This window comes from Chitinimonas sp. (assembly GCF_041904975.1).
Lineage (GTDB): Bacteria > Pseudomonadota > Gammaproteobacteria > Burkholderiales > Chitinimonadaceae > Chitinimonas.
This window is the reverse complement of record NZ_JAYRLZ010000126.1, coordinates 1-12,057: the sequence shown is the minus strand read 5'-3', so window position 1 is coordinate 12,057 and position 12,057 is coordinate 1. Positions and strand designations below refer to the sequence as shown.

The window sequence follows — 12,057 nt, the reverse complement described above, 5'->3', positions numbered from 1 at the left end:
AAGGGTTACTGGCAACGCCCCGATGAAACCGCCAAGGTAATCGACGCCGACGGCTGGCTGGCCACCGGCGATATGGCGATGCTCTACCCCAACGGCTATGTAAAGCTGGTCGACCGCAAGAAGGATATGGTGTTGGTGTCGGGCTTCAATGTCTACCCGAACGAAGTCGAAGAAGTGGTCGCCATGCACCCAGGGGTATTGGAAGTCGCCTGCATCGGCGTACCTGACGAGAAGTCCGGCGAAGTGGTGAAGATTTTCGTGGTGAAGAAAGACCCGGCTCTCACCGAAAAAGACATCATCGAGCACTGCAAGAAGGAAATGACCGGCTACAAAGTACCGCGCTTTGTGGAGTTCCGCAGCGAATTGCCCAAGACCAATGTCGGCAAGATCTTGCGCCGCGCCTTGCGCGATGAGGAGCTGGCCAAGGCCAAATAGCCTTGCACTGCCCAGCAGCAGCCCCGGCAAGCCCGGGGCTTTTTTATGCCTGCAACATTGCAAACCGTGCGTTACAGACCACTGCGCACCGATTCATTTGGCAAGCGCGGCATTCCACTACCTATAGTTCGGCGGTTTCATCCCGAACCGATCGAAAGGACTGTTGTCGTGCTACTGCGCAAACGCCTGCATAGGCAAACCACCTTCACCTTACTTTCCTTGACCCTGTTGCTTGCAGCATGCAACGACGGCAGCCAGGGGCCGCAAGGCCCAGCCGGCCCACAGGGCCCCGCCGGACCAAGCGCCAGTACCTACAAGCCCAATAGCATTGTCGAGTGGAATGACCTGATGCTGTCGGCCATTCGCAATAGCGGCCCGCGCCCGACCGTAGTGGCACGGCAAATGTATTTGGTGCATGCCGCCATTTACGACGCCTGGGCGCTATACACCCCGTCGGCCGTACCCACCGCACTGCCAGTCAGCCAGCGACGTCCGGCCGGCGAACAGAACGACGCCAATAAACTCGCCGCCACCAGCCAGGCTGCATACCAGGTGCTGATTGCGCTGTTTCCGAAATATGAGGCCGATACCGGTGACTTTGCCGCGCAAATGCGCCGGCAGGGCCTGAGCATCGCCAACGCCGCCACCGACCCGGCCAGCCCCGCCGGCATCGGCCTTGCCGCCGCCCGGGCCGTGCTGGCGGCGCGCGCCAGTGACGGATCGAACGAAGCGAACAATTACGCCGATGTCGTCTCCGCTACCTACCCACAGCTTTACACGCCGACCAACAGCCCGACTGGCGCCAATGCGCCCGGCGGTACGGGCTTCAATCGCAATCTCTGGCAGCCCCTGCGCGTACCGACCGGCACCCTCACCGACACCGCCGGCAACCCGGTGGTCGACGACAACCAGCCATCCACATTCAAGGACCAGGTCTATCTGACCCCGCACTGGGGTGCGGTCAAGCCGTTCGCCATGGACAGCGGCAGCCAGTATCGCCCACCGGCGCCACCCAAGGCCGGTGATCCATCCAGCTATACCGACGCACTAGGCGTGGTCACCACCAACGATGCGGCCTACAAGAGCCAGATGGATCAGGTGCTGACCATCAGCGCCACGCTCACCGACAAGCTGAAGGTCATCGCTGAATACTGGGCCGACGGCCCGCGCTCGGAGACACCACCCGGCCACTGGAATGAAATTGCCCACGGCATCTCCCTGCGCGACAAACACAGCCTGGATGATGATGTGAAGATGTACTTCGCCCTTGATGGCGCCCTGCTCGATTCGAGCATCGCCGCCTGGGAGGCCAAGCGCTTCTACCAGTTTGTGCGGCCAATCTCGGCAATTCGCCATGCCTACTTCGGCCAGACCATTCGCGCCTGGGGTGGCCCGAACAAGGGCACCCAATCCATCGCCGGCCAAACGTGGATGCCATTCCAGGCCGCCACCTTCGTCACACCCGCCTTCCCCGAATACGTGTCGGGGCATAGCACCTTCAGCGCCAGCGCCGCCGAAGTGTTGACCCGCTTTAGCGGCACCGGCAGTTACTACGACGGCACCACCACCTTGCTGACTGACGACGACCACGATGGCCAACTGGACCGCATGGGCGAATACCGCGCCCAGATCGGCTCGGGCGCATTCGAAAAGTCGCCCGCCAGCTTGGTGGTATTGCGCTGGAATACGTTACAGGAAGCTGCGAACGAGGCCGGGATCTCGCGCCTGTATGGTGGCATCCATTTCCAGGACGCCGATTTGCGTGCGCGCGACATGGGCAAGAAGATCGGCGCCAACGCGTTCAGCCATGCCAGCGCTCTATGGAGCGGCACCGCCACGCCCAAGTAGCTGTGCGACGGCAAAGAGCCCAGAAACCCGCTCCCAAGCGGGTTTCTGCCATTTTCGCCGTGCTAAACTGACAGCGATCCATTCCGAGCCCATGCCATGAACCTGCTCCCCTTCTTCAAGATGATGGCCGACAAACAGGCCAGCGATTTGTTTGTGACTGCCGGCAGCCCGGTCCAGGTCAAGATCCAGGGCACCCTGTACCCGGTCAATAAGCAGGTTCTGGCGCCCGAGCATGTCAAGGCGCTGGCGGATGAATTGATGAGCGAGGAGCAGCGCGCCACCTTCGAATCAGAATGGGAAATGAATTTCGGCTATCTGTACGAGGGCGTCGGCAATTTCCGTATCAATCTGTTCCGGCAGCGCAGCCATGTCGGCATCGTGGTGCGCTATATCAAGGCCATTTCGCCGAGCATTGACGATCTGCGCCTTCCTGATGCGCTCAAGTCGCTGATCATGGAAAAGCGCGGCCTGATCTTCGTGGTGGGCTCCACCGGCTCGGGCAAAACCTCCACCATCACCGCCATGCTGGAGCACCGCAACACCACCACCCCCGGCCATATCCTCACCATCGAAGATCCGATCGAATACATCTACCCGCACCGCAAAAGCATCGTCAGCCAGCGCGAAGTGGGCATCGATACCCACAGTTTTTCCGATGCCCTGAAAAACGCCATGCGCGAAGCACCCGATGTGATGATGATCGGTGAAATCCGCGACAAGATGACCATGCAGCATGCGCTGACCTATGCCCAGGCCGGGCATTTGATCATCAGCACCCTGCACGCCAATAACAGCTATCACTCGATGAACCGCATCATCAACTTCTTCCCGCACGAGGCGCGCGAGAGCTTGCTGATGGACTTGTCGGTAGCGCTGAAGGCGGTGATCTCTCAACGGCTGGTAAAGAACAAACAGGGCCAGCTCACCCCGGCGGTGGAGGTGATGATCAATTCGGCACGCATTGCCGATCTAATCAAGAGCGGCGAGATCGACCAGATGAAAGAGGCGATGGAGCAAAGCCTGTATCAGGGCTCGCAAACCTTCGAGCAGGCGCTGTACAAGCTGTATCGTGCCGGCGAAATCACCTACGACGAAGCCATGGCCAATGCCGACTCCGCCACCAACCTGGCCTGGCTGATCAATAACGCCCAATCGCAGGAAGAACAGGAAGCCGAACGCAGCCAACGCCGCGTCGCTGCGGAAGCTGCCAAGGCGGCGGAGCCGGAAATCAGCTTTGATATTGATCTGCATTAGCAGGCTGGTGAGAAACTCTCTATTTCCTGCGAATTATGTTCTTCCCGTAGCTTTTTCCGGCGCGGGAAGCACGCCAAAGCCAATGTCTCAGAGCACTTCGCCCGCTCCCTCTGCCTTTGGCTAGTTGGCAGACGGACTGATCCCTATGCCGTCGCCGGCCGCATCAGATTCAATAGGCGCGTCAGGTTGTAGGCCGCGAACGTGAACAGCGCCTGGCCTGAGAGTTTCTCCAGCCCCTTGTGCCGCGTCTTGCGCAGGCCACCCACTGTTTTGATCCAGCCAAACGCTTCTTCGATCATCTTGCGGCGCCGCAAACTCATGGCGTAACCCTTGCCGCGCGCTGTGCGGCCGTCCACGGCGCTGCCGGTCGCCTTGCGCGCAATGTGCGCCTTGATGCCGCGGCGCGTCAGCGCCTTGACGAAGCCCGCGGTGTCGTAGCCTTTGTCCGCCCCCACGGTGGCACCAGGCTTGCGGACGCTACGCACGATCATTGTCTGCGCAGCCTCCCACTCAGCACGGCCGTTGGCCTGGGTGGTCTCCACGTCCACGATCAGGCCGTTGCGGTTCTCGGCCAGCGCGTGGGTCATGTAGCGCAGCTTGGCTTCGGTGAACTCGCCCTTCTTGTACAGCCGTGACTGCGGGTCCGTGGCGCTTTGATGCGTGGCATTGCTGCGCTTCTCGCCTTTGAAGTCCACCTCGGGATTCCGCCCCGGAGGGACATCGGGACCACTGCCGTCCTTACGTACAAAGCTTTTATGGCTGGCCCACGCTTCGATCATCGTGCCATCGACGCTGAAATGCTCGTCCGACACGAAGCCCTGCCATTCAGCGAGATACAGCACCCGCCGGAAGAACTCACGGCCCATGTCGGTGCACAGCAAACGGTCGCGATTGATGCTGAATACGGTCCGATCCCAGACGGCGTCATCCATGCTCAGACCGACAAACCAGCGGAACAGCAGGTTGTAGTCCAGTTGCTCCATCAGCAGCCGTTCGCTGCGCACGGTAAAGAGGATCTGCAGCAACAACGCACGTAACAGGTGTTCAGGTGGGATCGAGGGACGACCGGTATGCGAATAGCGCTCATCAAACATCGCGCTCATGTTGGCGAGGATGCCATCGACCAGCAGACGCAGGCGGCGCAGTGGGTGATCAATGGGGACGCGTTGTTCCAGACTGATATAGCTGAACATCGACGACTGGGAGTTCTCTTGGCCGCGCATGGAAAGTCGGTGAAAGTAGGTGGCTGAATTGAGGCAGAATTCTGCCTCAAACTCCGCTTGCAGCAAGGGGCAGAGAGTTTCTCACCAGCCTGTTAGCCGCTGGGTTTGATTGGCATTTTGGGTGTTCAACCCTATGCTCATGCACCCGGCAAAGCCGGGTGCTAACGATTGGTGAATTCGTATGCGGTGCGGCTAATTCCTGTTTTAACCCACTCCCCCCGCCCTCGCCGCCGCGAGGGAGCCTCGCTATCGCTCGTTTGTACTTCTAGAAATAGCGCCGTGTTTCCAACGGCCGTCTTATTGTTCTGATTGATGCCCCCAGCTTCCCAATCAGGAAAAGACAAGGTAGTCGATCATTTAGTACTACGACCGCAGGTAGCCTGGATGCAGCCGCAGGCGGAATCCAGGGATGGCTTTCAATGGCTCATCCCCAGATTCAGCATCACTTCGTTCTAGCCACTTGCTGAATACAGCGAAAGCCACCCACGGACATCCAGCAGGATATTACCAGCAAGGCAAGTTTTTAAGGGATCCAGTTTTGCTAACGACCGAGCACGTTTTTTCTAGGCCTTCATTGGATAAATCACTAGTGAATCCAACGCTCAGCCCATTTTGCAGATTACTCTGACAGCTAAACGTGCTGTCAAACGAACGATATTGCACCATCAATCCATTCGCATCTGCCGGAACCGGTCGATTAACCAATGAAATGCAGCTTCCCACCAACTCCAACGTATCTTTTTCCGGAATACTCAGCCCCGCCAAAGCCATTTCCTTTACTACAGATCCAATCTGCGATTTGACCGGCAACTTCCAAAACCCCATACGGACAAGAACCGGATCCGGCGCAATAGTATTTTTTGAATTATTAACACATAAAAGCTCCAGCCGATCACGCTGATCAGTCTGCTCAAGCTGAGGAATTCGAAACCACAGCATGGTTGAAGATGAATCCATATTCAAAAAATACGGCCTAAAAGATCTCGCCAACTTTTTGCCTATTCTTGCGCACTTCTCTGTCGTAGGTGACTTAGCAAACTCCTCCATGCGATTACTATCCGTCACGGGCACCGAGTTTGACGACAAGCTAAAGATATCAGCATCCGCCACGGGCGCCGAGTTTGACGACAAGCCAAAAACCAGCAACACAAAAAGAATGACAGCCTTATACTTCATGATACTTCCCTAGAGATTTTTTGATTAGCCACCATATCAGCGAGGCCAAACAATGCGGATTTTGAATGGCTGACTTCGGTTTTATAAGGAACCATTATTTTATCATCAATCTCCGCCCCACACACCGGTAGATTCTGTTATCTGCGCCTAGCCTTTGACGATTCGGCGCACACGTCAGTCATCGACAAATCGATGCCTTAGGCGCCCACGAAAACTATCTGTATCCCTTCCGCCGCGCATTGCAACCGAAAGGAAGGCGCGCCGACTTTTGGTAGAACAAGCGACGGGACTTTTATGTCGAGGGCTTTGCGGCAGCGGATGCTCAAACGCCAGTCATTTCCTGCTACATTCCACCCTCCCCACTCCCGTCGCCAAAGGCGCACCTCGCTGATGTTATGTTTCTGCGATCAGCGCAGCGCTGCCGACGGGGCTCTCGCTACTGTGAATACGGCAAGAACATGAAACTCTACGGCATCCCCAACTGCGACACGGTCAAGAAGGCGCGTACCTGGCTTGATGAGCATGAACTGACTTATGCATTCCACGACTACAAAAAGCTCGGCATCGATGCCGCTACGCTGCAAGGCTGGGTGGACCAGCTTGGCTGGGAGGTGCTGGTGAATCGTCAGGGAACCACCTGGCGCAAGCTCGATAGCGCGCGGCAGGCCAGTATTGTCGATGCGGCAAGCGCCATTGCCTTGATGATAGAGATGCCCTCGCTGATCAAGCGGCCGGTGCTGGTAGTGCCCGGGCGGCCATTGCAGGTCGGCTTCAAGCCGGAGCGCTATGCCGAGCATTTTGGGCGTTAAGGCAAGGCGATGAGCCGCGCTCCCTTGCTGCTTGCCAGCCTTATCGCGGCAGCCCCCGCCGTGGCCGACACCGCGCTGGCAGCGGCGCATGGCCAATCACTTCCCTTTGTCGCCCAATTTCCCCAAGGCGATGGCCCGTTCCCGGCGGTGCTGATTGCACCCGGCCAGAAATACCCATTGGATATGCCGGCCATCGCCGAGCCGGCTGCACAGTTGCTCGCCCACGGCTTTGCGGTGTATCGCTTCAACTGGCGCTATTTTGTTGCCGACCCACTGCACGGCGCGCCATCAGCCGACCTGGCTACCGAGCTCGACGATATGCGCTCGGTACTGGCCGCCATGCGCAAAGATGCACGGGTGCGGGCCGATCAGCTGTTTGTCGCGGGCAAATCGCTCGGATCCGTGGTGGCGTGGCGCCTGTTGGCCAGCGACAAGGCGATCAAGGGTGGCTGGTTGATAACGCCGCTGTGCAGTTTTCCGGCTTCGCCACATCGCCCCGCCTTCCTGGCCGATGCAGATGCGGCCTACCCCGGTATCGAAAGCGAAACCCGGCCGATCGGCTTTGTGGCGGGCGACCGGGACCGGCTATGCGACACCCGCACGCTGTATGCATTTGCCGCCCGTGCCGCTGCGGTGCGAGTGGATGTCATCAGTGGCGACCATAGTTTCAAAACTGGCGATGATGCCAGTGCGCGCCAGGCTACCGAGCAGACCATCCGCCTGCTTGGCGCGCTTGGTGTCGATTTCTTTACCCAGCTTATCCGATAGAGACCGAGCATGACCGACCCCACCCTAGACCTTACCCGTCAGCTGATCGCCATCAACTCCACCACGCCGGAAGATGGCGGCTGCCAGGGCATCATGATTCGCCGGCTGGAAGCCTGCGGCTTTACCGTAGAGCGGATGCGCCATGGCGAAGTGGATAACTTCTGGGCACGGCGCGGTAAACAGGGGCCGGTGGTGTGCTTTGCCGGCCATACCGATGTGGTGCCAACCGGCCCGCATGACCAATGGCATAGCGAGCCCTTCACCCCTACCGAAAAAGACGGCCTGCTCTATGGCCGCGGCGCCGCCGATATGAAAGCTTCGCTAGCGGGTTTCATTACCGCCATTGAAGCGTTTGTCGCCAGCCATCCCGATCATCACGGTTCGATCGCGCTATTGATCACCTCGGACGAGGAAGGCCCGGCGGTGGATGGTACGGTGCGGGTAGTAGAAACCCTGGCCGAGCGTGGCGAAGCCATTGATTACTGCATTGTCGGCGAACCAACGTCCAGCACGGTATTCGGCGACACCATTAAGAACGGGCGCCGTGGTTCGCTATCGGGCAAGCTCACCGTGTATGGCGTGCAAGGCCATATCGCCTACCCGCACCTGGCGAAAAACCCGGTACATCTGGCCGCACCAGCGCTGGCCGAGCTGGCGGCAATGCACTGGGATGAAGGCAATGCCTTCTTCCCGCCCACCACCTGGCAGATTTCCAATATCCATGCCGGCACCGGCGCCACCAATGTCATTCCCGGCGAATTGACCGCCCAGTTCAATTTCCGCTTTGGCACTGCCAGCACCGCCGACGGCCTGAAAGAGCGACTCAGCGCGGTGCTCGATCGCCATGGTCTGGACTACCACATTCAATGGACGCTGGGCGGCAAGCCCTTCCTGACCGAGCCGGGCATCTTGTCCAATGCGCTACAGGCTGCCATCGCGGCCGAGACCGGCGTGGCGGCCGAGCTATCCACTACCGGTGGCACCTCGGATGGCCGCTTTATCGCCGCCATCTGCCCGCAGGTAGTGGAATTCGGCCCGATCAATGCCACCATCCACAAGCTCAATGAATGCGTGGCGGTGGCCGATGTGCCCAAGCTGGCCGCCATCTACCGGCGCACCCTGGAAACCTTGCTGGGCTGATCGCTGCCATGCTCTCCCTGATAGGCCGCCTGCTCAAAGCCATGCGCGGGCCGCGCCGGCGGCCATTGGGACTATTGCTGGTCGCCAGCGCCATCGTGCCGCCAGGCGCCTTGTTCGGCTACGGGGCTTATCTGGTATACCGGCACGGCTGGCGCAACCCGGATCACAGCCTGGGCGCCGGCAGCCGGATGATGTTGGCCATGATCTTCCTGTGGCTGATCATCGGCCTGCTGCTGGCACAGCGGCAGCGGCTGCGCCAGGAGCTGGAGGACTTGGGCGGCGAGTATTACGAATACGACAACCAGCGCCTGCGCGCCCGCTTTGATGACGACGACCAGCTGTGGTTGGCCGCCGCCGATATCGCCCTCGCCTTGGGCAAATCGCGCCGCGATCTGCACCGCATGCTGGTTGGCTTTGGCGAGCACGAGCTTACCGTGATCAATGAACAGCCCTGGCTATCGCAAGCCGGGGTCGAGCGCCTGCTCAGCAAACGCAGCGGCCGCCACATCGCCTTGCTGCAGCGCTATCTGCTCGGCGATGTATTCCCCAACCATGAGCGCCGCCGCGCCGCCTACAAGCTGCATTACCAGCGCCGCCCCTTTGTGTTCAACAGCAACCTGCCGGTGAAGATCGACGACCGTGGCCGCCACGAGGGCGTGCGGGTGTGGACATTCGAAGAACAGCGCCTGCGCGTCTACCGCCAACCGGACAGCGGCCCATGGCTGGCGGCACTAGACCTGATGGCAGTGCTGGGCAAGCCGGCACACAAACTGGCGAGCTGGCAGGCACAGTTGTCGTCCTATGATGTCCTGCTGTACGAGGCAGAAAACTGGCTGAGCGAGACAGGGGTTCGCGCGCTGCTGAACAAGGCAGAGGTGCCCGATGGCGCGCCGCTGCGGCGATTCTTGTTCGGAAAAGTGTTTACGGCTTGATGGACCAGCCGGTTCAAGCATCCGCAAGCATCTGGCATACCAGCGCGATGGCGAGCCGCAGCCGCCCGACTCGAACAATCAATCAGCGCAGCCCCGCCGCTTATCGTGGAAGAAGGCCCAGGCCTCTTCGGCCAGCTCGAAGTCGGCGTTCTGCGCACCGATCAGGCAGCGCATCCACGCCGGGTAGCGCTTGCGCCGACTGGGCTCGGTGTGGCCCGCCCCTTCCACCTTGATCAATACCAGCTGCGGCTGATTTGCGTGCTTACCCCAGCTGAACCGCGTTGCACGGGTTTTGCCGCTAGCCTCGCCAATGACTTCGCGTTGCGGCTCACCTACCAAGCCAGCCAGCTCGCGCCAACGCGCCGCCGACGCTTCCGCGCCCAGCATGGCCCCAACCGGGATATACCAGCGCTTGCCGCCGCCATAGGGGATAAACGGATCAGCGCTGCTGGCAACAATCAGCGCAGGCAAGGGCCGGCTGGGCGCCGCATATTCGGCATGGACCGGCATTGATGCCAATACCGCAGCAAATGCCGCAAGCCGCTCACCGAGCTCGGCCGCCAGGCGGTAGGCCAGCATGCCACCACGCGACACGCCGATCACATAGACCCGGTCCGCATCGACCTGATGCCTGGCAAGGCACAGGTCGATCAAGTCGCTGACAAAGCCGACATCGTCATGCGCCGGTTTCAGCCGGGTATCGGCAAAGCCATCATTCCAGCCCTTGCCACCCGCCCCCTCCGGCGCCACCACTACCCACTGCTCGCGCTCGGCGATCTCCCGCCACACCGACAGCGGCGATGGCGGAAAGGCCTGCCCCATCACCTGGGCGGCGCTGGCGCCACCACCATGCAGCATGATCAGCAAGGGGCGCTTGGCAGATGGCGGCTGACTGGGTAATGCCAACAGGTATCGACGCAGACCATCCTGCCGCGACAACTCGCCCTCAGTGATGGCTGCCAGCGGCCCCTCTGGCGCGTCGATGCCGTACAAGACGGCTTTCAACTTGGCTGCAAATGTCATGTGTTCTGGTTTTTGGGAAGTTGAATGATCTGCAGCTGCATCCGCAATCGGCGCAGACCAGCATTGCGGCCCGACTAACGCTCAGCGACAGGTTCCGCCATGGCTCGACTCAGCAAGGCTGACACGCTATCACGCAGATGGCTTACCGCTGCAGTTGGCTCACGGCTGGCCACCGCCAGGCAGAGCGGCCAATCTGGCAGCTGCGGCAAGCCAAGACGCTCGCCAACATCAGCAAGGCCCGGCGGACAGGACAGCGCGGTACGCACCGTTACCCCCATGCCCGCCCCGGCAGCCGCCCACACACCGGCCAGGCTCTGGCTGCTGACCGCAATACGCCAGCTGCGCCCGGCACCATCCAGCGCCGCAATCGCCGCCTGCCGACACACGCAGGGCGCCTCCAGCAGCAATAGCGGCAGCTCGGCATCGCTGGCGGCAAAGTCGGGGTGAGCCAGCCAGCGCATGGGTAGCTGGGCCAGTACTTCACCGTGGCTGGCATCCGGGTCAAAACACACTGCCAAGTCGAGCTCGCCCGCGTCAAAGCGGCGCAGGATGGCGCTATTGCGATCAACCACCACATCGACCCGCACCCCGGCATAGGCGCGGCTGAAGCGCGCCAGCGTTTCGGGCAGCCAGCTGGCTTCGAAGTCCACCGGCATGCCAAAGCGCACCGCGCCGCTCACCCCGCTACCGCGCACCGCAGCCACCGCCTCGTCATTGAGTGCCAGCAAGCGCCGCGCATACACCAGCAGACGCTCACCCGCCGCCGTTGGAACCAAGCCGCGCCCACCGCGCTCATATAGCGGGCTGCCCAGCTGCGCTTCCAGCGCCTTCATCTGCAGGCTGATCGCCGACTGGGTACGCCCCACCCGCTCGGCGGCGCGCACAAAACTGCCCAGCTCCACCGCCAGCACCCAACTGCGCAATACCGCCAGATCCAGCAATTCATAAGACATACGAGATTTTCTCAACAAACTCTGAAAATTATCAAATTTTCAAAATTATAACGCGGCGATACAGTGGTGGCACACCTCAAGCAGGAGCCAACCATGCCTCTCGTCAGAATCGCCCTTCCCGCCGGAACCACCGCCGCCACCCAAGCCGCCATTGCCGACGCCATCCACACGGCGCTGGTCGCCACTTTTGCCGTGCCGGCTGACGACCGTTTTCAGCTGATCGATGAATATGCGCCAAGCCAGATGATCTGCACCGCGTCCTACCTTGGCATTGCCCATAGCTCGCGCATGCTACTGATCCAGGTGTTCGCCAGTTTTGGCCGTGATACCGCCACCAAGAAAGCCCTATTCAGGGCGATCGCCGAAAACGTGCAGCAGGGCGCCGGCTGGCCAGCGGCCGATGTTTTCATTCACTTTGTATAGACCGGACACATAGGTAACAGGTGTGCGGGGACATGGGTAACACTCTGGTGCATGCCACTTGGCAGCGCCGGAG

The 12,057-nt window shown here is 60.4% G+C and carries 11 protein-coding genes and 1 pseudogene; 8 read left to right on the top strand and 4 right to left on the bottom strand.

Annotation, left to right across the window (positions count from 1 at the left end; all coding sequences use genetic code 11):
* The 3 genes and pseudogenes from ACE3OH_RS12700 to ACE3OH_RS12690 form a co-directional block, all read left to right on the top strand.
* Nucleotides 1–435, top strand: a pseudogene (locus ACE3OH_RS12700) (long-chain-fatty-acid--CoA ligase); the annotation flags it as partial.
* A 168-nt stretch (nt 436–603) separates the two neighbouring features.
* Nucleotides 604–2,283 (top strand): vanadium-dependent haloperoxidase, encoded by a 1,680-nt coding sequence (locus tag ACE3OH_RS12695; RefSeq protein ID WP_374353125.1) that lies wholly within the window; start codon nt 604–606, stop codon nt 2,281–2,283.
* Nucleotides 2,284–2,379: 96 nt separating this feature from the next.
* Nucleotides 2,380–3,537 carry a PilT/PilU family type 4a pilus ATPase gene (locus ACE3OH_RS12690; RefSeq protein ID WP_374353122.1) on the top strand — a complete coding sequence of 386 codons (1,158 nt, stop codon included), beginning with the start codon at nt 2,380–2,382 and terminating at the stop codon, nt 3,535–3,537.
* A 143-nt stretch (nt 3,538–3,680) separates the two neighbouring features.
* Here the strand turns inward: ACE3OH_RS12690 and ACE3OH_RS12685 are convergent, their stop codons facing one another.
* Both ACE3OH_RS12685 and ACE3OH_RS12680 read right to left on the bottom strand, forming a co-directional pair.
* Nucleotides 3,681–4,760 (bottom strand): IS5 family transposase, encoded by a 1,080-nt coding sequence (locus ACE3OH_RS12685; RefSeq protein WP_374353119.1) that lies wholly within the window; start codon nt 4,758–4,760, stop codon nt 3,681–3,683.
* Nucleotides 4,761–5,264: 504 nt separating this feature from the next.
* Nucleotides 5,265–5,936, bottom strand: coding sequence for a hypothetical protein (locus tag ACE3OH_RS12680; protein WP_374353116.1), 672 nt, complete (start codon nt 5,934–5,936; stop codon nt 5,265–5,267).
* A 458-nt stretch (nt 5,937–6,394) separates the two neighbouring features.
* Between ACE3OH_RS12680 and ACE3OH_RS12675 the strand changes: the two genes are divergently transcribed.
* From ACE3OH_RS12675 to ACE3OH_RS12660, 4 genes are read left to right on the top strand one after another with little or no spacing between them, the layout of a single operon-like run.
* Entirely contained in the window at nt 6,395–6,745 is a 351-nt protein-coding gene (locus tag ACE3OH_RS12675; protein WP_374353112.1) for an ArsC family reductase, read from the top strand.
* 9 nt (nt 6,746–6,754) lie between these two features.
* On the top strand, nt 6,755–7,513 hold the full coding sequence (locus tag ACE3OH_RS12670; protein WP_374353109.1) for an alpha/beta family hydrolase: 759 nt from the start codon (nt 6,755–6,757) through the stop codon (nt 7,511–7,513).
* Between the two features lie 9 nt (nt 7,514–7,522).
* The gene (dapE, locus tag ACE3OH_RS12665; protein WP_374353106.1) at nt 7,523–8,653 is read left to right on the top strand and encodes a succinyl-diaminopimelate desuccinylase; all 1,131 of its coding nucleotides are present in this window, start codon (nt 7,523–7,525) and stop codon (nt 8,651–8,653) included.
* 8 nt (nt 8,654–8,661) lie between these two features.
* On the top strand, nt 8,662–9,585 hold the full coding sequence (locus ACE3OH_RS12660; protein WP_374353103.1) for a hypothetical protein: 924 nt from the start codon (nt 8,662–8,664) through the stop codon (nt 9,583–9,585).
* Nucleotides 9,586–9,663: 78 nt separating this feature from the next.
* Here ACE3OH_RS12660 and ACE3OH_RS12655 read toward each other — a convergent pair whose 3' ends face one another.
* Together ACE3OH_RS12655 and ACE3OH_RS12650 are read right to left on the bottom strand one after the other, a co-directional pair.
* Nucleotides 9,664–10,608 carry a PHB depolymerase family esterase gene (locus tag ACE3OH_RS12655; RefSeq protein ID WP_374353100.1) on the bottom strand — a complete coding sequence of 315 codons (945 nt, stop codon included), beginning with the start codon at nt 10,606–10,608 and terminating at the stop codon, nt 9,664–9,666.
* A 74-nt stretch (nt 10,609–10,682) separates the two neighbouring features.
* A complete protein-coding gene (locus ACE3OH_RS12650; protein WP_374353097.1) occupies nt 10,683–11,561 on the bottom strand; it encodes a LysR family transcriptional regulator in 879 nt (292 codons plus the stop codon).
* Between the two features lie 93 nt (nt 11,562–11,654).
* On the opposite strand from ACE3OH_RS12650, the gene ACE3OH_RS12645 reads away from it, so the two are divergent.
* On the top strand, nt 11,655–11,984 hold the full coding sequence (locus tag ACE3OH_RS12645; protein WP_374353094.1) for a tautomerase family protein: 330 nt from the start codon (nt 11,655–11,657) through the stop codon (nt 11,982–11,984).
* Nucleotides 11,985–12,057 lie beyond the last annotated feature (73 nt).

Coding starts and splice junctions, on each gene's coding strand:
- ACE3OH_RS12670 (WP_374353109.1), top strand. CDS start 6,755: ATGAGCCGCGCTCCCTTGCTGCTTGCCAGCCTTATCGCGGCAGCCCCC.
- dapE (WP_374353106.1), top strand. CDS start 7,523: ATGACCGACCCCACCCTAGACCTTACCCGTCAGCTGATCGCCATCAAC.
- ACE3OH_RS12675 (WP_374353112.1), top strand. CDS start 6,395: ATGAAACTCTACGGCATCCCCAACTGCGACACGGTCAAGAAGGCGCGT.
- ACE3OH_RS12650 (WP_374353097.1), bottom strand. CDS start 11,561: ATGTCTTATGAATTGCTGGATCTGGCGGTATTGCGCAGTTGGGTGCTG.
- ACE3OH_RS12645 (WP_374353094.1), top strand. CDS start 11,655: ATGCCTCTCGTCAGAATCGCCCTTCCCGCCGGAACCACCGCCGCCACC.
- ACE3OH_RS12680 (WP_374353116.1), bottom strand. CDS start 5,936: ATGAAGTATAAGGCTGTCATTCTTTTTGTGTTGCTGGTTTTTGGCTTG.
- ACE3OH_RS12690 (WP_374353122.1), top strand. CDS start 2,380: ATGAACCTGCTCCCCTTCTTCAAGATGATGGCCGACAAACAGGCCAGC.
- ACE3OH_RS12655 (WP_374353100.1), bottom strand. CDS start 10,608: ATGACATTTGCAGCCAAGTTGAAAGCCGTCTTGTACGGCATCGACGCG.
- ACE3OH_RS12660 (WP_374353103.1), top strand. CDS start 8,662: ATGCTCTCCCTGATAGGCCGCCTGCTCAAAGCCATGCGCGGGCCGCGC.
- ACE3OH_RS12685 (WP_374353119.1), bottom strand. CDS start 4,760: ATGCGCGGCCAAGAGAACTCCCAGTCGTCGATGTTCAGCTATATCAGT.